At 73.0% G+C, this 20,789-nt stretch carries 15 protein-coding genes; 13 read left to right on the top strand and 2 right to left on the bottom strand.

All coding sequences use genetic code 11. The features are described from left to right. Positions 1–2: 2 nt before the first annotated feature. The 8 genes from L2K70_RS05960 (at position 3) to ftsY (ending at position 9,603) form a co-directional block, all read left to right on the top strand. The gene (locus L2K70_RS05960; protein WP_236400334.1) at positions 3–1,373 is read left to right on the top strand and encodes an FAD-binding oxidoreductase; all 1,371 of its coding nucleotides are present in this window, start codon (positions 3–5) and stop codon (positions 1,371–1,373) included. A gap of 113 nt (positions 1,374–1,486) precedes the next feature. Further along, positions 1,487–2,578 carry a pyridoxal-phosphate-dependent aminotransferase family protein gene (locus L2K70_RS05965; RefSeq protein WP_236400336.1) on the top strand — a complete coding sequence of 364 codons (1,092 nt, stop codon included), beginning with the start codon at positions 1,487–1,489 and terminating at the stop codon, positions 2,576–2,578. After that, positions 2,571–3,053: a GNAT family N-acetyltransferase gene (locus L2K70_RS05970; protein ID WP_236400338.1), complete on the top strand. Its 483-nt coding sequence runs from the start codon at positions 2,571–2,573 to the stop codon at positions 3,051–3,053. Before L2K70_RS05965 ends, L2K70_RS05970 begins: the two co-directional genes overlap by 8 nt. Before the next feature lie 106 nt (positions 3,054–3,159). Then, positions 3,160–6,714: a chromosome segregation protein SMC gene (smc, locus tag L2K70_RS05975; protein WP_236400340.1), complete on the top strand. Its 3,555-nt coding sequence runs from the start codon at positions 3,160–3,162 to the stop codon at positions 6,712–6,714. After that, entirely contained in the window at positions 6,711–7,175 is a 465-nt protein-coding gene (locus tag L2K70_RS05980) for an acyl-CoA thioesterase (protein WP_236400342.1), read from the top strand. Before smc ends, L2K70_RS05980 begins: the two co-directional genes overlap by 4 nt. A gap of 98 nt (positions 7,176–7,273) precedes the next feature. After that, positions 7,274–7,450, top strand: a complete 177-nt coding sequence (locus tag L2K70_RS05985; RefSeq protein ID WP_236400344.1) for a hypothetical protein — start codon at positions 7,274–7,276, stop codon at positions 7,448–7,450. A 74-nt stretch (positions 7,451–7,524) separates the two neighbouring features. Then, positions 7,525–8,451: a class I SAM-dependent methyltransferase gene (locus L2K70_RS05990; protein WP_236400346.1), complete on the top strand. Its 927-nt coding sequence runs from the start codon at positions 7,525–7,527 to the stop codon at positions 8,449–8,451. Positions 8,452–8,463: 12 nt separating this feature from the next. Continuing rightward, positions 8,464–9,603, top strand: coding sequence for a signal recognition particle-docking protein FtsY (gene ftsY / locus L2K70_RS05995; RefSeq protein ID WP_236400347.1), 1,140 nt, complete (start codon positions 8,464–8,466; stop codon positions 9,601–9,603). Positions 9,604–9,716: 113 nt separating this feature from the next. On the opposite strand, the gene L2K70_RS06000 is transcribed toward ftsY, so the two are convergent. Next, complete coding sequence (locus tag L2K70_RS06000) at positions 9,717–12,692, bottom strand: glycosyltransferase family protein (RefSeq protein ID WP_236400348.1); 2,976 nt, start codon at positions 12,690–12,692, stop codon at positions 9,717–9,719. Continuing rightward, positions 12,682–13,626 (bottom strand): rhamnan synthesis F family protein, encoded by a 945-nt coding sequence (locus L2K70_RS06005; RefSeq protein WP_236400350.1) that lies wholly within the window; start codon positions 13,624–13,626, stop codon positions 12,682–12,684. Before L2K70_RS06005 ends, L2K70_RS06000 begins: the two co-directional genes overlap by 11 nt. Before the next feature lie 251 nt (positions 13,627–13,877). Here L2K70_RS06005 and L2K70_RS06010 point away from each other — a divergent pair, with 251 nt between their 5' ends. The 5 genes from L2K70_RS06010 to L2K70_RS06030 all read left to right on the top strand — a co-directional run bounded on the left by L2K70_RS06010 (position 13,878) and on the right by L2K70_RS06030 (position 20,784). Continuing rightward, positions 13,878–15,188, top strand: coding sequence for an ammonium transporter (locus L2K70_RS06010; protein ID WP_236400352.1), 1,311 nt, complete (start codon positions 13,878–13,880; stop codon positions 15,186–15,188). Next, positions 15,185–15,523, top strand: coding sequence for a P-II family nitrogen regulator (locus L2K70_RS06015; protein WP_091196194.1), 339 nt, complete (start codon positions 15,185–15,187; stop codon positions 15,521–15,523). Before L2K70_RS06010 ends, L2K70_RS06015 begins: the two co-directional genes overlap by 4 nt. 84 nt (positions 15,524–15,607) lie before the next feature. Further along, on the top strand, positions 15,608–17,830 hold the full coding sequence (locus L2K70_RS06020; RefSeq protein WP_236400354.1) for a [protein-PII] uridylyltransferase: 2,223 nt from the start codon (positions 15,608–15,610) through the stop codon (positions 17,828–17,830). Between the two features lie 82 nt (positions 17,831–17,912). Then, on the top strand, positions 17,913–19,478 hold the full coding sequence (gene ffh / locus L2K70_RS06025; RefSeq protein WP_236400356.1) for a signal recognition particle protein: 1,566 nt from the start codon (positions 17,913–17,915) through the stop codon (positions 19,476–19,478). 76 nt (positions 19,479–19,554) lie between these two features. Then, complete coding sequence (locus tag L2K70_RS06030; RefSeq protein WP_236400359.1) at positions 19,555–20,784, top strand: aminopeptidase; 1,230 nt, start codon at positions 19,555–19,557, stop codon at positions 20,782–20,784. Positions 20,785–20,789: the final 5 nt, after the last annotated feature.

The raw sequence follows: 20,789 nt of genomic DNA on the forward strand, positions 1-20,789 counted from the left end.
GGATGGATGCCGTCGCCGCCCTCCCCGAGCTCGTTGCAGCCCTGCCGGACGGGGTCGTCGCGACCGACCCGGCCACGCTGGAGAACCACCGCCACGACTGGTCGCGCGATACCGGGGCGGGCACGCCCGTCGCGGTGGTGCGTGCCGAGGACGCCGGGCAGGTGCAGGCCGCGGTGCGGTGGGCGGCGTCGTACGGCGTCCCGGTGGTGCCGCGCGGCGCCGGGTCGGGCCTCTCTGGCGGGGCGAGCGCCGTCGACGGTGGCATCGTGCTCAGCCTCGAGCGGATGCGCGCCATCGACATCGACGCCGACTGCCAGGTGGCGGTCGTCGAGCCCGGCGCCTTCAACGCCGAGGTCAAGGCCGCCGCCAAGGAGCACGGCCTCTGGTACCCGCCGGACCCGTCCTCGTTCGAGATCTGCTCGATCGGCGGGAACGTCGCGACCAACGCGGGCGGGCTGTGCTGCGTGAAGTACGGCGTCACCACGGACTACGTGCTCGGGCTGGACGTCGTGCTCGCCGACGGCACGCTGGTGACGCTCGGCGGCAAACGGATCAAGGACGTCGCCGGGTTCTCGCTGGTCAAGCTGTTCGTGGGGTCCGAGGGGACGCTCGGCGTGGTCACCCGCGCAATCCTGCGGCTGGTGCCGCAGCCGCTGCCGGCGGCGACGCTGGTGGCGTCGTTCGCGTCCGTGGTGGCGGCGGCCGAGGCCGTTGTCGCCGTACGCCGCACGCTGCGCCCGTCGATGATGGAGCTGATGGACCGCGCCACGATCAACGCGGTCGAGAACTACGCGCCGCGTGGCCTCGACCGCACCGCGGGCGCCCTGCTGGTCGTGCAGTCCGACGCCCCCGGCGACGCGCGGACCACGGAGATCGGAGTCGTCCACGCGGCGTGCGAGGCGGCGGGCGCCACCGAGGTCGTCGTGACCGACGACCCCGAGGAGGGCGAGATGTTCGTCGCTGCCAGGCGTGCGTCGTTCCCAGCCGTCGAGGCGCGCGGCGCGCTGCTGCTCGAGGACGTCGGCGCGGCCGTGCCGCTCCTCCCGGACCTGCTGGCCGCGGTCGAGGAGATCGCCCGGAGGCACGACGTCGAGATCCCGACCGTCGCCCACGCCGGCGACGGCAACACCCACCCGATCATCGTCTACCCGCCCGGCGACGCGGACGCCGAGCGCCGGGCCCGGGCGGCGTTCGACGACATCCTGCAGGCGACGATCAGGCTCGGCGGGACGATCACCGGCGAGCACGGCGTCGGCCGGACCAAGAAGGCGGCCCTGCCCGACCAGCTCGGCGACGACGTGATGGCGCTGACCCGGCGGATCAAGGACGCCCTCGACCCCGCGGGCATCCTCAACCCGGGCGCCGTCCTCTGACCTGCCGCCGTCCTGCCGCTTACCTGCCGCCGGGACGTCATACGGACGGGACGAGCGGTGGTCCCCTCCGTATGACGTCCGCGACCGATCGCACGTTGGCTACGGTCGGAGGCATGATCCGCGAGCGCCACCTCTTCGGTCCCGGTCCCTCCAACCCCTACCCGGAGGCGACCCGTGCACTGGCCCAGCCGCTGCTGGGCCACCTCGACCCGGAGTTCCTCCGGATCATGGACGAGACCTGCGAGATGCTCCGCACGGTCTGGGGCACCGACAACGCCCGGACGCTGCCGCTGAGCGCGACCGGGTCGGCCGGGATGGAGGCCGCCTTCGTCAACACGGTCCACCCGGGCGACGTCGTCGTGGTCGCGGTCAACGGACTCTTCGGCCAGCGGATGACCGACGTGGCCGCGCGCTGCGGCGCCGAGGTCGTCGCGGTGGAGCACGAGTGGGGCCAGCCGGTCGACGTGGACCGCGTCCTGTCCGCCCACGACTCACCGGCGATCATCGCCGCGGTCCACGCCGAGACCTCCACCGGCGTGCGCTCCGACATCGCCGCGCTGGGGGCCGGCAAGGGTGACGCCCTGCTCATCGCGGACGCCGTCACCTCGATCGGCGGCATCGAGCTGCGCGCCGACGACTGGGGCGTCGACGTGGGCTATGCCGGCACGCAGAAGTGCCTCGGCGTCGCGCCCGGGCTCGCACCGTTCACGATCGGGGACCGCGCCTTCGAGCGCCGGGTCCAGAAGCCGCGGTCGTGGTACCTCGACCTCGGCATGCTCGGCGGATACGTCGGCGAAGCGGCCGGGAAGGGTCAGCGGACCTACCACCACACCGCGCCCACGGCGATGGTCGCGAGCCTGCACGCCGGGCTCACCCGCATCCTCGAGGAGGGCCTCGAGTCCGTCTGGGCGCGCCACCAGGCCGCGGGCGACGCGCTCCAGGCCGGCCTGCAGGAGATGGGGCTCGAGCTCTTCGCCGCCGAGGGCAGCCGGCTCCCCGAGCTCACCACGGTGAAGGTGCCCGAGGGCGTGGACTCGGCCGCGGTGCGGCGCGAGCTGCTCGAGCGGCACGGCATCGAGATCGGCGCCGGCGCCGGGGCGTACGCCTCCTCGGTCTGGCGCATCGGCCTGATGGGTCGCAACGCCCGACCCGACGCCGTGCTGCTGGTGCTGGCGGCGCTGAAGGAGGTGCTCGGCCGTGGCTGAGCGCCGGCCCGCCGTGACCCTCCGCCCGATGTCGCAGGAGGAGTACGACGCGTGGCGCGAGCGCTCGGAGCGGGAGTACGCCGCCGACATCGCGGTGTCACGCGACCTGGACGCCGAGTCCGCGGCCGCCGCGTCCGCCGGTGAGTTCGCCCAGCTGCTGCCCGACGGGCTGGCCAGCCGCGACATGCACCTGTTCACCGCCGAGGCGAACGGCGAGCCGGTCGGCATCGGCTGGTTCGAGCTGCGCCAGCGCGCGTCCGGGACCTCGGCCTGGATCTTCGACATCCGCCTCGACGAGGACCGGCGCGGCCAGGGCCTGGGCCGGGCGCTGCTCGACGCCCTCCACGAGTCCGCCCGCGGTCTCGGAGCCAGCACGATGACGCTCAACGTCTTCGGCGACAACCCGACCGCGATCCGGCTCTACGAGACCTCCGGCTACGTCGTCACCGCGCAGCAGATGCGGCTCGACCTCTGATCCTCGAGGCCGCCTCCCCGGCGTGGGGACCCGCCACGGGTAGGGTGAGCGGCGCTGAGCTTCCCCAGTCTTCAGTGTCCATGTCCTGATCGTCGAGGAGCCCGCGGTGTACCTGAAGAGCCTGACCCTCAAGGGGTTCAAGTCCTTCGCGTCCTCCACGACGATGCAGCTCGAGCCGGGCATCACGTGCATCGTCGGGCCCAACGGCTCGGGCAAGTCCAACGTCGTCGACGCGCTCGCCTGGGTGATGGGCGAGCAGGGCGCCAAGAGCCTGCGCGGCGGCAAGATGGAGGACGTCATCTTCGCCGGCACGTCCGGGCGCCCGCCGCTCGGTCGCGCCGAGGTGCAGCTGACCATCGACAACTCCGACGGCGCGCTGCCGATCGACTACGCCGAGGTCACGATCAGCCGCACGATGTTCCGCAACGGAGGCTCGGAGTACGCCATCAACTCCCAAGCCTGCCGGTTGCTCGACGTGCAGGAGCTCCTCAGCGACTCCGGCATCGGCCGCGAGATGCACGTGATCGTCGGGCAGGGCCAGCTCGACTCGATCCTGCACGCGACCCCGGAGGACCGCCGCGGCTTCATCGAGGAGGCCGCGGGCGTCCTCAAGCACCGCAAGCGCAAGGAGAAGGCGCTCCGCAAGCTCGACGCCACCGACGGCAACCTCACGCGTCTCGCCGACCTCCTCACCGAGATCCGCCGCCAGCTCAAGCCCCTCGGACGGCAGGCCGAGGTGGCCCGCCAGGCGCAGACGGTGCAGGCCGACGTGCGCGACGCCCGCGCCCGGCTGCTCGCCGACGACCTCGTCACCGCCCGCACCGCGCTCGACCAGGAGATGGCCGACGAGACCATCCTGGTGCAGCGCCGCGAGGAGGTGGAGGCGGCGATCGCGACCGCCCGCGAGCAGGAGGCCCGTCTCGAGGCCGCCCTGCGCGAGGACCTGCCGCGGCTCGCCGCGGCGCAGGAGACCTGGTTCGCGCTGTCCGGCCTGAAGGAGCGGCTGCGCGGCACCGCCTCCTTGGCCGACGAGCGGATCCGCAACGCCGCTGGTGCTGCGGACGGCGACTCCGTCGACTCCGGCCGCGACCCCGACGAGCTCGAGGCGCAGGCCGGGCGGGTGCGCGAGCAGGAGGCCGAGATCGCGGCCCAGGTCGAGCAGCAGCGCACCGCCCTCGACGAGGCCGTCGTGGCCAAGCGTGCCGCCGAGGAGGCCGCGGCCGAGGAGGACAAGCGGATCGCCGGTCTCCTCCGCGCCGCTGCCGACCGACGCGAGGGGCTGGCCAGGCTCAGCGGACAGGTCAATGCCCTGACCTCCCGTGCGGAGGCTGCCGACGCGGAGATCCAGCGCCTCACCGACGCCCGGGAGGACGCCGCGACCCGCGCCGAGCGCGCGCAGCGCGACTTCACCGCGCTCGAGACCAAGGTCGCCGGCCTGGACGCAGGCGAGGAGGGACTCGACTCCGAGCACGAGGAGGCGGTCGACGCCCTCGACGAGATCGAGGAGCAGCTCGCCAGGGCGCGCGACGAGGCGCAGCAGGCCGACCGCGACCGGGCCGGGCTCGTCGCTCGCCGTGACGCCCTCGAGATCGGCCTCAACCGCAAGGACGGCGCCAGTGCCCTGCTCGCCGCGACCGACACCGTCGGCGGGCTGCTCGGCTCCGTCGCCGCACTGCTCGACGTCGAGCACGGCTACGAGGCCGCCGTCGCGGCAGCCCTCGGCTCCGCCGCCGACGCCGTCGTGGTCGCCGACGCAGCAGCGGCGGTCGAGGCGATCACGCACCTCAAGGACGACGACCTGGGCCGCGCCGGCCTGCTGCTCGGCCGAGCCCCCGCGGCGGAGCGCGACTGGCCGCGGCTGCCCGACGGCGTCGTGTACGCCGTCGACGTGGTGTCCGCGCCCGACGACGTACGGCCCGCCCTAGCGCGGCTGCTCGACCGGGTCGCCGTCGTCGACGACCTCCCCGCCGCCCGACGCCTCGTCTCCGACCAGCCCGACCTCGTCGCGGTGACCCGTGACGGCGACCTCCTCGGCTCCCACTTCGCAGCCGGCGGCTCCAGCAGCCAGCCGAGCCTGATCGAGATCCAGGCGGCCGTGGACGACGCCTCCACCAAGCTGGCCGAGGCGACCGCCACCGCCGAGCGGCTCGGCTTCGAGATCTCCCGGCTCGAGGCCGCCCGTCACGACGCCCTCAAGCGTGTCGACGTCGCGCTCGCCAAGCTCCACGAGTCCGACGCCACGCTCGCCGCCGTCGCCGAGGAGCTCGGCCAGTACGGCTCGCAGGCCCGCGCCGCCAAGGGTGAGGCCGAGCGGCTCGAGCGCGCCATCGCCACCGCACGGGAGGCGCGCGAGGCGGACCTCGCCGGGCTCGCCGAGCTGCAGGCCCGGCTCGCCGCCGCCGAGGACGTCACCGACGAGGAGCCCGACACCTCCGAGCGGGAGAAGCTCGCCGAGCAGGCCCGGGAGGCACGCCAGCACGAGATGGACGCCCGGCTCGCGCTCCGCACCGCCGAGGAGCGCGCCCGCGCGCTGCACGGCCGAGCCGACTCCCTCCTCCGCGCCGCCAAGGCCGAGCGGGAGTCCCGAGCCCGTGCCGCCGAGCGCCGGGAGCGCCTGATCCGCGAGGGCAGGGCTGCGCAGGCCGTGTCGGTCGCCGTGCGCGTCGTGCTCCACGAGCTCGAGCGCTCGGTGATGCGCGCCGCCGACGAGCGCGCGGCCGTCGAGGAGTCGCGGCAGGGGAGCGAGCAGCAGCTGATGGCGGTGCGCGCGTCGCTGCGCGACCTCGGCCGCGAGCACGACGAGCTGGTCAACTCGGTCCACCGCGACGAGATGGCCCGCACCCAGCAGCGGATGCGCATCGAGCAGCTCGAGGAGCGTGCGCTCGAGGAGCTCGGACTCGACCCCGCCGGCCTGGTGGCCGACTACGGCCCCGAGACGCTGGTGCCGTTCTCCGGACAGGTCCCCGACGGGGAGGAGCCACCGGAACCGACGCCCTACGTCCGCGAGGAGCAGGTCAAGCGGCTCCGCTCCGCCGAGCGCGCACTGTCGATGCTGGGCCGGGTCAACCCGCTCGCGCTGGAGGAGTTCTCGGCGATGGAGGAGCGCCACAAGTTCCTCACCGAGCAGCTCGAGGACCTCCGCCGCACCCGCAAGGACCTGCTCGACATCGTCCGCGAGGTCGACGCCCGCGTCGAGCAGGTCTTCACCGAGGCCTACGCCGACGTCGAGAAGGCCTTCGACCACACCTTCGCGCGGCTGTTCCCCGGCGGCGAGGGACGGCTGGTGCTCACCAACCCCGACGACATGCTGTCCACCGGCGTCGAGGTCGAGGCTCGCCCGCCCGGCAAGAAGGTCAAGCGCCTCTCGCTGCTGTCCGGTGGCGAGCGGTCGCTCGTGGCCGTGGCCTTCCTCGTCGCGCTCTTCAAGGCCCGCCCGTCGCCCTTCTACATCCTCGACGAGGTCGAGGCCGCGCTCGACGACACCAACCTCGGCCGGCTGCTCCAGATCTACGAGGAGCTGAGGGAGAACTCCCAGCTCCTCGTCATCACCCACCAGAAGCGCACGATGGAGGTCGGCGACGCGCTCTACGGCGTCACCATGCGCGGCGACGGCGTGTCCGCGGTGATCAGCCAGCGCCTCCGTGACGCCGAGTCGGCATGAGCGATCGTCCCAGGCCTACCCGGTCGTCGTACGTCGCGTGGCGCACCGCCACCACGCGGTGGCGCGACGACGACGCCTACGGTCACCTCAACAACGCGACCTACTACGAGCTCTTCGACACCGCCGTCAACGCCTACCTCTACGAGGCGACCGGGGTCGACGTGCGTGCGCTGCCGCAGATCGGGGTCGTCGCCGAGACGGGGTGCCGCTACTTCCGCGAGATCGGCTTCCCCGAGCCGATCGAGATGGGGCTCGTCGTCGACAAGGTCGGGACGAGCTCGGTGGTCTACCGGATCGGGCTCTTCCAGGGTCCCTCGGAGGAGGCGGCGGCCGAGGGGCGGTTCGTGCACGTCTACGTCGACAACACCCACGGCGCGGGCTCGCGACCGGTCACCCCGATCCCCGACGTGGTCCGCGCGGCCGTCGTACGACTGGTGCCGCAGGACCCGCGCGACGCGTGAGGGACACCTCACCCGACACGGTGGGGCGAGGATGCGAGATCGCGACCGGGGCTGTGCGACGGTGGAGTGGTCAGCAAGGCAACCCCGACAGGAGTCCCATGCTCGCGATCGTCCTGATGATGACCCTCGGCGTGCTCGTCGCCGGCGCCGTGGCGGTCTACGTCGCCTACCCGCACCGCGGCGAGGAGCTCCCCGTGGTGCCGCAGCTCGGCGACGCCATGCGCAAGGGCGTCGACGCCCTGCCGACCCTCGAGGACTCCGAGTCGCGCGTCTGACCTGGGCCCGTCGCGCGGGCGCCCGCACGGCGTGGCACTCCCACGAACGGCCGTGACGCACTAGCGTGCCGAGCGTGACCGAGTCACGCCACGCAGTTCCGCACGAGGTCTCGAGGGCCTACTGCGCAGCCTGCGGCACCATGGTGTCGCGGGAGTTCCGTCGCGGTCCTGACGGCCGCCCGCACGCGAGGTGCCCACGGTGCGGCGGTCTCGAGCGGCACCGGTTCCTGTCGCTGCTGCTGGGCGTGCTCGCCCCCGAGCTGCGCGACCTCGACACCGTCGTGGAGATCGCCCCGTCGCCGCAGTCCACCAGGCTGGTCGACCGGCTCGGTGCCCGCAGGCGCATCGGCCTCGACCTCGGCTGCGACGGGCGTGAGGTCGACGCCCTCGCCTGCCTGACGCGGCTCCCGTTGCGCGACGCGTCGGTCGACCTGCTGGTCTGCTACCACGTCCTCGAGCACGTGCCCGACGACGCGGCCGCGATGCACGAGATCGCCCGCGTGCTCAGCCCGCGCGGCATCGCGCTGCTGCAGGTGCCGATCAAGGTGGGCGTGCCGACCGAGGAGGACCCGTCGGCCACTGCGGAGGAGCGGGTGCGCAGGTTCGGCCAGGCGGACCACGTGCGGTGGTACGGCGACGACTTCGACGCCCGCCTCGCGTCGGCCGGGCTGTCGTCCGTGCGGGTGACGCCACCGGCCCTCGTCGGCGAGGCGGCCGTGGAGTGGTTCCACCTGATGCCGCACGAGATGGTCTGGGTCGCGCGGCCGGGCAAGGACGTGGCGGCGCCGATGCTGGCCGGAGGGCCGGCGTCAGGCCTGACCGCAGCGTTCGACGCGCTGCTGTCGGACCTGGCGCTCACCCACGCGAAGGTCGACCGGGCCCGCGCCCGGACCGCCAGGCTGACCGCCCAGCGCGACGCCCTGCGGGCCCGGCTGGCGGAGGTCCGGCCGCGCCGCGGCGTCGAGGTGGTCACCCGCCTTCGTCGCGTCGCGCACCTGTGATGGGATTGCCGCATGGGTGAATGGCTCTATCTGATCATCGGCATCGCCGTCGTCGGCGTCCTCACGCTCGCGGGGCTGCTGACCTCCGGTCGACGTCGCAGGGGTGACCTGCCCGCCACGGGCGGCACGGACGTCATCGCTCCTCCCCGAACGGACACGCCGGCCGGGACCGACACCGCCGTGGAGGCGCCGCCGGAGCCGGCCGTCGAGCCGGCGCCGACCGTCGAGAAGCCGGAGGGCACCGCGTCCCGGCTCGTCCGGCTGCGCCAGCGGCTCTCCCGCTCGCAGGGCGGCCTGGGCCAGGGCCTGCTCGCGCTGCTGAGCCGCGACCGGCTCGACGAGGACACGTGGGAGGCGATCGAGGACACCCTCCTCACCGCCGACGTCGGCGTCGCGCCGACCCAGGCGCTCGTCGAGCGGCTCCGCACCCGTCTGCGGGTCGAGGGCGGCCAGAAGCCCGACGCCCGGGCCGTCCTGCGGGAGGAGCTGATCGAGCTCGTCGGCACCGACATGGACCGCCGCGTGCAGGTCACCGGCGCCGACGGCAAGCCCGGCGTCGTGCTCGTGGTCGGCGTCAACGGCGCCGGCAAGACGACGACCGTCGGCAAGATCGCCCGCATTCTCGTCGCCCAGGACCTCACGGTCACCCTCGGCGCGGCCGACACCTTCCGCGCGGCGGCCGTCGACCAGCTGGCCACGTGGGGCGAGCGCGTCGGCGTCGAGGTCGTCCGCGGCCCGGAGGGCGGTGACCCGGCCAGCGTGGCCTTCGAGGCGGTCAAGCACGGCGTCGACGACGACATCGACACGGTGCTCGTCGACACGGCCGGCCGCCTGCAGAACAAGGCCGGGCTGATGGACGAGCTCGGCAAGGTGAAGCGCGTCATCGAGAAGCAGGCCCCGGTCACCGAGGTGCTGCTCGTGCTCGACGCCACCACCGGCCAGAACGGCCTCATCCAGGCTCGCGTCTTCAGCGAGATCGTCGACGTCACCGGCATCGTGCTCACCAAGCTCGATGGGTCCGCCAAGGGCGGCATCGTCGTGCAGGTGCAGCGCGAGCTCGGCGTACCGGTCAAGCTCGTCGGACTCGGTGAGGGCCCCGACGACATGGCGCCGTTCGACGCCGCGGCCTTCGTCGACGCCCTCCTCGGCTGACGCGCTCCCGCCCGAGCAGTGATCCCCGGCTGACCGGGCACTTCGTGCCCGTCCTCAGCGCTGACCGGGCACTTCGTGCCGGTGGGACGGGAAGGAAGTGCCCGCTCACCTGATCAGGAGCGGGCGAGGATACGGCGTACGGCGTCGTCGACGAGCGTCTCGGCGCGCTTGTCGAAGCTGTGCTCGGCCATCACGCGCTCGGCGATCACCCGTCGGGCGGCGTCGTCCGGGAAGGCGTCGTACGGCGGCTGCACCAGGCGGGCGAGCTCGTGCTCGTTGTCGAAGGGCAGCACCAGGCCGCCGAAGATCTCCAGCCCCTCGATCCGGTCGCTGAGGATCCGCGCGCCGCACGCGGCGGCGTCGAAGAGGCGGTTGGAGGCGAAGCTGTCGCGGCGCATGTCGAGGTGGTGGTCGTTGAGGACGATGCCGGCGGAGGCGTAGAGCACGCCGACCTCGCGGTTGTCGACGCCGCCGGAGGCGATCTGCTCGCGCTCGACGAACTCGGTCCAGTCGTTGCCGTGGAGGGTGAGGTCGGCGCCGATGGCGAGCGCGCTGCGGACGGCGTAGCGGTAGACGCCGCGGGAGTTGCCGACGAACAGCAGTGCGGGCCCCGTGTCGGGCTCGGCCCGGTCGGGGTGGAACCACCGGGTGTCGGTGCACTGCAGCAGCGGCTCGATCGTCGTGCCCCACTCGCGGCTCATCCGCTCCGCCCAGCTCGTGCTGGCGGCGTAGACGTGGTCGAAGGCCGCGACCTCCTCCGGCGTGATCATGTCGGGGTGGCTGATGATCCACTCGACGTTGAGGAGCCCGGGCCGCGGCGCGACGCGGTCGAGCCCGCGCAGCACCAGCAGCACGTCGTCGTGGTCGCGCGAGTCGCGGCCGCGGGCGTCGCGCCGGTCGATGGCGACGTGCTGGCCGCGGCCCTCGAGCGCGTCGGCGAGCGATCGCGCGAAGTAGGTGTCGCCCCACCGGTCACCGCGCTGGGCCGCGGGGGCCGCGATGTCGATCGCCCACCGGAGCCGGGGCGGTGACTCGTGGATCCCCTGGATCGGGCGGACGACCAGCTCGGGCACCAGCGCCGACGCCGACGCGGGGTCCTCCGGGTCGGCGACGACCCGGCGGTTGCGCTCGTCGGTGACCTCGAGGCCTGCCCGCCGCAGCAGCTCGGGGGCTCGATCCGGTCCGGGCGCGCCGGGGCTCCGGGCCAGCGACGACATCGCGCCGATCAGCTCGTCGGGGAGGGCGTACGGCGTCCGCGAGGTGATCACGGCGTCCGGCACGACGACGGAGCCGCCCAGGCCGGCCTGCTGCGCCCTGAGGCCGAGGTCGGTCTCGGCGAGGACCGACACGAAGCGGGCGTCGAGGCCGCGCAGCGCGACGGCGTCCTCGGTGCGCAGCGCGACCAGGGGAGCGGCCGGCGCGGCGACCCCGCTCTGGCCGATGCGGACGGCGTCGCTCGTCGGCAGGCCCGCCAGGAAGAGCTCGGGGTGCCGGTTGACCGCCGCGAACCGGGCGCCCGCGCTCAGCACCACGCCCTCGAGGTCGACGATGAGCGGCTGGGCGAGCGCGACGCCCGGCTCACGGACGACCTCGGCGAGGCGGGCAGCGATCGGTTGCCGGGGTGGCATCGCCTCGGGCCGGACCAGCAGCACGGTGCTGCCGGCGGCCCGGGAGATGCCCACGTTGGTCGCCGCCGACATCGAGACCGGCGTCGGCACCGAGACGAACCTCGCTCCCGAGATGATCGCGGCGATGGAGGCCGCGAGCACGTGGTGCGCCCGGCGGAGCCGTACGCCGACGAGGATCAGCTCGACACCCTCGCGCGGGACCGAGCCGAGCCACTCGACCGTGCGCCGCGGCTCGGGGCCGACCGGCATGACGGCGGTGACGAGGTCCTCGGACCACTCGCGCCCGGCGGCGTCCCAGTCGACGAGCTGCCGCTCGAGGACGACCGAGTCCCAGTCGTCGCCGAGGTCGGGCGTGCCGGGGTCTGGTCGCCTGAGGACCGGTACGTCGACGGGGAGCGGGTCGTGGTGGCGCGAGATCCGCAGCAGCAGGTCGCGCTCGACCGATCCGCCGAGGGTCTCGTCGAAGCCGCCCACGTCCTTGATCGCGGCCCGGCGCAGGAGCGCGGTCGCGAGGTCGACCGGCCGGCCTGCCAGCAGCTCTGCCCGGTCGCGGCCCACGGCGCCGGCGCCGGCGAGCACCGCCGAGGAGCCCGAGCGGTGCGCGTGCGCGACGAGCGAGGCGAGCATGTCGGGGAGCCACTGCCGGCCGAGGGGGAGGAAGGCGACGTGCTCGGCGGTGCCGTGCTCGAGCGCCACGTTGAGCGCGTGCGCGTGCGAGCACCGCGACTCCCGGACCACCGTGATGCGCTCGTCGAACGCCGCCGAGCCCTGCAGCACCGCGGCGGTGTCGTCGAGGGACCCGCGGTCGACGGCCACCAGGTGCCAGTCGGTGAAGGACTGCGCCTGCAGGGAGGCGACCGTCTCGCGCACCAGGGGGCCGTCGTCCTGCGTGGCCATCACGACGGTGACGGCGGGGGAGGTGCTCAGCGAGGTGGGAAGCGCGGGCGCCGGTCCGACCAGCGACGGGCGCTCGTGCACGACCTCGCGGCGCCAGGCGGCGGCCGCCTCGATCGCGGCCGTGCGGTAGGTACCCCACGAGACCTTGCGGGGCAGGATCCGCGTCGGCAGGGCGGTGCCCGCCGACGACACCGACAGCCAGTAGGACAGCGCGCCGTAGGGGTGGTGGCGGGCCTCGGGGTGCGAGGCGAAGATGATCCGCGGGTCGACCAACGGGTGCGGGGCGATGCGGTTGCGCCGCCTGCGCTCGGAGACGTACCAGAGGACGGGGTGCTGCCCGAGGCGCTGCCACGACCGGCGCCGACCGATCCACTGCGCCTCGAAGAGCGGGTGCGGGGACACGTCGCCCGCGAGCACGGCAGCGCGGGCGGCCTCCTCGGGGGAGGCGAAGGTCGTGCCGAGCTGGGCTCCGACGTAGTCGGCGTCGACGAGCCCGGACTCGACCAGGACGGTCTCGGCGTCGTCGAGCCGCACCTGGCTCGGCCGGCGACGCTCACCGCGCATCGGAGTACCTCACGCGGGGGAAGAGGGGCTCGAGGGCGAGGGGAGTGGGCAGGAGGCGCTCGGTGTCGCGCAGCGGGTAGTACTGCGCGGTCTCGTCGAGGAACTCCCGCACGCCGGCGAAGCGCTGCGGGAACCGGCGCTCGCACAGCTCCAGGAGGCGCTTGGCGTCGAGGTTGTAGGGGTCGTAGCGCAGGGTGTCGATCTTGACGTAGGGCAGCCGGGCGTCGTCGAGGACGCGGTCGGCCAGGCTCCGGGCGGGGTTCCACGGCTCGTTGGCGCGCTCGCGCCACTCGCGCACCTCCGCGCGCGTGCGCGGGAAGTGGGAGCGGTGCGCGGCCCACCAGCGCATCCGCTCGCGGGCGATCCGCTGGTCCTCGGGCGTCTCGACGAAGTAGGTGTCGGAGGTGAAGCCGGCCTCGTAGAGCCGCCGGGAGAGGCCGACCTCGTAGCGCCGGATGACCTGACGTCGCTTGGAGATCGGCTCCATCTCCTCCCAGAAGCTCGTGAAGGCGCGCGAGGCGACCACCCACGGGCGGAAGGCGACGAAGAACGACTGGATGTGCGGCGCGACACGCTCGGCGCCCGTCAGCCCCCAGAAGTCGCAGGGCCGGGTGGCCATCTCCTCGAACACCGGGTCGTAGGAGTCGAGCGCGAAGACGTAGGTGTCGTTGCAGACCACCACCTCGTCGTACGCCGTCAGGTCGCCGGCGGCGTCGAGGCCGACCTTGTAGCTGAAGAAGTCGTAGCCGTAGTTGGCCCGCTCGACGAGGACCGAGCGCTCCGAGAGCCACGCGCGCGCCGAGTCCTGCAGCGTGGCGGTCGTGCAGACCAGCAGCGTGTCGACCGATGCGGCCAGCGCCTCGACCTGTCCGCGCACGTGCGGACGCAGCTCCCCGGCCACGTCGAAGTGCGCCATCACGGCCAGTCTGGACACGGCCGAACACTAACAAGCGGCGACCCCGCCCCACGCCTGACCGCACCGGTCGTCGACCGGCGGGCACAGGCCCAGTTCACACACCCGTAACACGAGGCGTCGATCCGTTGCCTGCCCGCAACATCCGTCGCGCGCCGGTGAAACCTCCCGGCCGCAGGCTTCGGGCATCGAGCGGGCCCCTGCACGCCACCGTCGTCGTGCGGCGGTCCGCACCCCCACCTTGTCAACCAAGCTCGAACCCTGGAGGTTCTGTGGACGGCTACTACGCCTTCATGCTGGTGGCGACTGCCTTCGTCCTGATGATGACGGTGCCCGCCCTGGCCCTGTTCTACGGCGGCATGTCCCGGTCGAAGTCCGTGCTCAACATGATGATGATGTCCTACGTCGCGGCAGCGATCGTCGGCATCCTCTACGTCGCCGTCGGCTGGTCGATGGGCTTCGGCGGCGACGGCACGCTGTTCGCCAACCCCTTCGAGCTGCTGTGGCTCGACGGTGTGTCGACCGGCGACTACATCTTCGTGATGTTCCAGATGACCTTCGCGATCATCACCGCCGCCCTCATCAGCGGTGCGGTCGCGGACCGGATGAAGTTCTCTGCGTGGGTGCTCTTCGTCCCCCTCTGGGCCGTCATCGTCTACTTCCCGATGGCCCACATGGTCTTCAGCTGCACCGACGACTCGCTGATCTGCGGGCGCATCGGCGCGCAGGACTACGCCGGTGGCACCGCGGTGCACATCAACGCCGGTGTCGCGGCGCTCGTCCTGGTCCTGCTCCTCGGCAAGCGCATCGGCTGGCCGCGTGAGCAGATGCGCCCGCACAACCTGACGCTCACCATGCTCGGCGCCGGCCTCCTCTGGATGGGCTGGTACGGCTTCAACGTCGGCTCGATCGTCTTCGGCGACGACCCGGAGACGCAGTTCCCGCTCGAGACCGGTCGCACCTTCGCCACCACCACCCTGGCCACGATGGCGGCCATCCTCGGCTGGCTGATCGTCGAGCGCCTGGTGCACAAGAAGGCCACCTCCCTCGGCGCCGCGTCCGGCATCGTCGCGGGCCTGGTCGCCATCACCCCGGCCACCGGCGCGGTGAACCTGTCGGGTGCCGTCGCGATCGGCGCCATCGCCGGTGCGGTCTGCGCCTGGGCCGTCGGCCTGAAGTACAAGCTCGGGTACGACGACTCGCTCGACGTGGTCGGCGTGCACCTGGTCGGTGGCATCATCGGCACCGTGCTCATCGGAGTGTTCTCCACCTCGAGCGGCGCCGGCGGCGTCGACGGCCTCCTCTACGGCGGCGGGCTCGGCTCGCTCGGCGACCAGGCGCTCGGCGTGGTCGTCGCGGTCCTCTACTCCGGCATCCTGACCGCCGTCATCGGCCTGGCCATCAAGTTCACCATCGGCCTGCGCCTCGACGAGGAGGACGAGGTCACCGGCATCGACCTCGCCGCCCACGGCGAGACGGCGTACGACCTGCACACCAGCAGCGGAGGGGGAGGCGGCAGCGTCCTGGCTGCCTCGACCGCCCCCGTCTCCGCCCCTGCCACGACTGAAGGAGCCAGCGCATGAAGCTCGTGACCGCGGTCATCAAGCCGCACAAGTGGGAAGACGTCCGCGAGGCGCTCGAGACCTTCGGTGTCGCCGGGATGACGGTCTCCGAGGTCAGCGGCTACGGCCGCCAGAAGGGCCACACCGAGGTCTACCGCGGTGCGGAGTACGACATCGCGCTGGTGCCGAAGATCCGCATCGAGATCGTGGTCGACGACGCCGACTCCGACGACGTCGTCGGGATCATCGTCAAGACCGCCCAGACCGGTCGCATCGGCGACGGCAAGGTCTGGGTCAGCCCGGTCGACACCGTCGTACGGGTCCGGACCGGCGAGCAGGACGCCTCCGCCCTGTGACGACCACGCGACGCCCCGGCGCTGAGGCGTCGGGGCGTCGCGCTACCCCTCCGGCCCCGGCCGGACTCTCGGAGGAGGACTGAGGTGACCGCGCACGAACGCACCGCGCGCACCGCCGCGGCTGACGAGCTCTGCCGCGAGGCGTACGCCGCCTCCGCCGGGCCCGCCACCGGGGTGGCCCTGGTCGCGGTGGGCGGCTACGGGCGCGGCGAGCTCGCGCCCCACTCCGACCTCGACGTGGTGCTCGTCCACGAGGACGCCGTCGACCTCGGCGAGCTCGGCAGCTCGCTGTGGTACCCGCTGTGGGACTCCGGTCGCCGGCTCGACCACTCGGTCCGCTCGATGGGCGAGGTGGTCGATGCCGCGGCGGACCTGCGGGTCGCGCTCGGGCTGCTCGACGTGCGCCACCTCGCGGGCGACCCGGGGCTCACCCTCCGCCTGCGCACCACGATGCTCGCCGACTGGCGGCGGCAGGCGCGCACGCGCCTGCCGGAGCTCAAGGCGATGACCCGGAAGCGCCACGACGTCACCGGGGAGCTCGCCCACGCCTCGGTCCCCGACGTCAAGGAGGCCGAGGGCGGCCTGCGCGACGCGGGAGTGCTCAAGGCGATCGAGGCCAGCTGGCTGGTCGACGCCTCGACCCCGGCGCTCGAGGCGGCGCGGCTGATGCTGCTCGACGTCCGCGACGAGGTGCAGCAGATCGCGGGACGGCCGAGCGACCGGATCGCGCCTGAGATGTGGGGGCCGCTGGCCGAGCGCCTCGACCTCCCCGACGCCGAGGCGGCGCAGCGGCACGTGCGCTCGCTGGGGCGTCGGATCGCCCACCTCTCGCGCCTGGCGTGGCGACGTACCGATGCGGTGACCACGCTGGCGCGTGGCGAGAAGGGACGCCGTACGCCGGCGCTCGAGCGCATCGCGCCCGGGATCGCCCTGTCCCGCGGCGAGGTCGTCCTCGACGCCGGCACCAAGCCCGCCGAGGACCCGACCCTGCTCCTGCGGGCCGCCGCCGAGGCGGCGTCGCGCGACGCGGTGCTCGCCCCCACCACCGCCGCCCGGCTCGTCCGCGAGGGTGCGCCGCTCCCGGTGCCGTGGCCGGCCGCCGCCCGCGACGCGCTCGTGCGGCTGCTGGCGAGCGGCCCCGGACTGCTCCCGGTGTGGGAGACGCTGGACGAGATCGACGGCATCGAGACCTTCCTGCCCGAGTGGGAGCAGATCCGGCTCCTGCCGCACGCGTCGGCGATCCACCGCTTCACCGTCGACCGGCACGTCGTCGAGACGTGTGCGGAGGCGGGTGCCCTCATCCGGACGGTCCGTCGCCCCGACCTGCTGCTCGTCGCCGCGCTCCTGCACGACATCGGCAAGGGCTCGCTGCACGACCACTCCGTCGCGGGCGAGCCCGTCGCCCGCAAGATCGTCGCCCGTATGGGCTTCACCGACCTCGACGCAGAAGTGGTCGCCTCGCTGGTCCGCTGGCACCTGCTGCTCGCGGACCTCGCCACCACCCGCGACCCCGACGACCCGGCCACGACGACCGAGCTGCTCAGCCACGTGCCGGACGCGGCCAGCCTCGACCTGCTGCGCGCCCTGACGGAGGCCGACGCCCGCGCCACCTCGGCGCAGGCCTGGACGACCTGGCGGGCCTCGCTCGTCGACCGGCTCGTGCTCCGGGCCGACACCGCCCTCGGGGCCGAGGCCAGTCCAGTCCCGCCGGTGGAGACGATCCCCGTGCCCGACGTCGTACGACGTGACCCGGACGCGGTGTCCGTCACGGTCGAGCCGCACGGCATCGGCGCGACCGTCACGGTCGTGGCGGCCGACCGGGTCGGGCTGCTCGCCGACGTCGCCGGAGGACTCGCGGCGCTGCGGGTGCCGGTGCACGCCGCACGCGCGTGGGCGCAGGTCGACGCCGAGGGGGAGTGGGGGGTCAGCTCGTGGGAGGTGCCCGACGCCTACCTCGACGCCACCAAGGTGCGTGACCGGATCCGCAGGGTGGTCGAGGGCAGCCAGCAGCTGCCCGACCTGCCCGAGCGCCCCGAGGGCGAGCTGCCACCGATCGTCGAGGTCCGCCCCGACGCCTCGCGCGCCTCGCTCGTGCTGGAGATCCGCACCTCGGACCGCCCCGGCGTCGTGCACCGGGTGCTCACCACCCTCGCCCGGCTCGGCCTCACCGTCGCCTCCGCCCACGTGTCGACGCTCGGGCCGCAGGCGGTCGACGTCTTCTACGTCCAGGAGGACGGCGGGGTCCGGCCGACGGAGGAGCGCGCCGCCGCGGCCGCCCACGCCGTACGGACCGCCCTCGGCGGCTGAGTGGCACGACGCCCCGACGGCTAGGCTTGCGCGTCGTACCACCCCTGACTTCCGCCATCGATGCGAGGGACTGACCCACACCGTGTTCGCCACACTCTCCGACCGCCTTGCCGACACCTTCAAGAACCTGCGGGGCAAGGGCCGGCTCTCCGAGGCCGACATCGACGCCACCGCGCGCGAGATCCGGATCGCGCTGCTCGAGGCCGACGTCGCGCTGCCCGTCGTCAAGGAGTTCGTCGGTGCGGTGAAGGAGCGGGCACGCTCGGAGGAGGTCAGCGGCGCGCTCAACCCCGCGCAGCAGATCATCAAGATCGTCCACGAGGAGCTCGTCACGATCCTCGGCGGCGAGACCCGCCGCCTGCGCTACGCCAAGTCCGGCCCGACGGTCATCATGCTCGCCGGCCTCCAGGGTGCCGGCAAGACGACCCTGGCCGCCAAGCTCGCGCTCTGGCTCAAGGACCAGGACAAGACGCCGATGCTCGTCGCGGCGGACCTCCAGCGGCCCAACGCGGTCCAGCAGCTCCAGGTCAACGGCGACCGCGTCGGCGTGCCCGTCTTCGCGCCCGAGCCCGGCAACGGGACCGGCAACCCGGTCGAGGTCGCGCGCGCGTCGATCGAGGAGGCAAAGCGTCGTCTGCACGACGTCGTCATCATCGACACCGCCGGCCGGCTCGGCGTGGACCAGACCCTGATGCAGCAGGCCGCGGACATCCGCGACGCCGTGCAGCCCGACGAGGTCCTCTTCGTCGTCGACGCGATGATCGGCCAGGACGCGGTCACGACCGCGCAGGCCTTCCTCGACGGCGTCGGCTACGACGGGGTGGTGCTCACCAAGCTCGACGGCGACGCCCGCGGTGGTGCCGCGCTGTCGATCCGCTCGATCACCGGCAAGCCGGTCATGTTCGCCTCCAGCGGCGAGAAGATGACCGACTTCGACCTCTTCCACCCCGACCGGATGGCCTCGCGCATCCTCGACATGGGCGACATGCTCACCCTGATCGAGCAGGCCGAGAAGGCCTTCGACTCCGAGCAGGCGCTGAAGGCGGCCGAGAAGCTCGGCACCAAGGGCGGCTTCACGCTGGAGGACTTCCTCCAGCAGATGATGCAGATCCGCAAGCTCGGCTCGATGACCAAGATCATGGGGATGCTCCCGGGCATGGGTCAGTTCCGTGACCAGCTCGAGAACTTCGACGAGCGCGAGATCGACCGCATCCAGGCGATCATCCAGTCGATGACGCCGGCCGAGCGCGAGAACCCCAAGATCATCGACGGTTCGCGACGAGCCCGCATCGCCAAGGGCTCGGGGCGCCAGGTCTCCGACGTCAACCAGCTCGTCGACCGCTTCTTCGAGGCGCGCAAGATGATGGAGTCGATGGCCCGCGGCGGCGGGATGCCGGGCATGCCCGGGATGCCCGGCCTGCCCGGCGGTGGCAAGCGCGCGGGGGCCAAGCAGCAGGCGAAGAAGGGCAAGAGCAAGCGGGTCTCCGGCAACCCCGCCAAGGCCGCCCAGCAGGCCGCGGCGCAGAAGGCGGCAGCGGCCGAGAGGGCCGCCAACCCGTTCGGCAACCCCGAGGGCGCGGACATCGACTACGAGAAGGCCGCCGAGCAGCTCAACCTCCCGAAGGACTTCTCCAAGTTCCTCAAGTGAGACCGGCGGTATCAATCTCCCCGTCAGGGCCTCCTTGCTGGTTGAGTGTGCAACCACGTCGATGGAGGGGACCCGGGTGAGCGAGCCGTTCGACCTGCTGCTGGAGAAGTACGCCGCCCTCGTGGTGCGGGTGGGCGTCAACGTCCAGCCCGGCCAGGAGGTCGTGATCAGCGCGCTGCCCGAGCAGGCCGACGCCGCCCGGGCCCTGGCGGCGGAGGCCTACCGCGTGGGCGCGTCGCGGGTCGTCGTGAACTACGACGACCCGTTCCTCCAGAAGGCCGCGGTCGAGCACGCCCCCGAGGAGGTGCTCGGCAGCTCTCCCGATCACCTCCTCGCGCAGGCGCGCGGCTGGAACGAGAGCCGCCCGGCGCTCATCAGCCTGTCCGGCAACCCCCACCCGACGCTGATGGAGGGCCTCGACCCGGCCCGGCTCGCGAAGTCGGTGCCGATCGACATGATCAAGGAGGTCGCGCCGCTCGTCACGACCAACAAGGTCGCCTGGACGGTCGTGGGCGCGCCGACCAAGGGGTGGGCCGACAGCGTCGGCGTCGCCGACCTCGCCCAGCTGTGGGACGCGGTGGCCACCTCGATGCGCCTCGACGAGGCCGACCCCATCGCGGCGTGGCGCTCCCACGTGGAGAAGCTCAAGGCGCGGGCGGCGACACTCAACGCCCACGGCTTCGACAAGATCCGCTACCGCGGGCCCGGCACCGACCTCACCCTCGGCCTGTCCGAGCGCTCGCGCTGGGTCGGCGGCTCGGTGGAGAACGACGCCGGCGTCGAGTTCGTCCCCAACATGCCCACCGAGGAGGTCTTCGTCTCCCCGGACTGGCGGCGTGCGGAGGGCTTCGTGCGCACGTCCGCACCGTTCTTCCTCGCCACGATGGGTGCGCTCGTCGAGGGCCTCGAGATCGAGATCAGCGACGGTACGATCACCGGAGCCAGGGCCGATCGCGGGGAGGAGGCGGTGCAGGCGCAGTTCGACCTGATCCCGCGCTCGCGCCACCTCGGCGAGGTCGCGATCGTCGACGCCGACTCGGCCGTCGCGCGCACCGACCTCGTCTACAAGGACATGCTCTTCGACGAGAACGTCGGCTCCCACGTCGCGTGGGGCATGGGCTACACGGTCGGGATGGACGGCTCGCTCGAGCTCAGCCCCGAGCAGCGGATCGGTGAGGGCCTGAACCAGTCCGACACCCACGTCGACATCGTCATCGGCAGCCCCGAGGTGCAGATCGACGGCATCCACGCCGACGGCTCGGTGGTCGCGGTGACCCGCGGCAACGAGTTCGTGCTGACCGACTAGTGGCC

This window comes from Nocardioides potassii, assembly GCF_021648885.1.
GTDB classification, from domain to species: Bacteria; Actinomycetota; Actinomycetes; order Propionibacteriales; family Nocardioidaceae; genus Nocardioides; species Nocardioides potassii.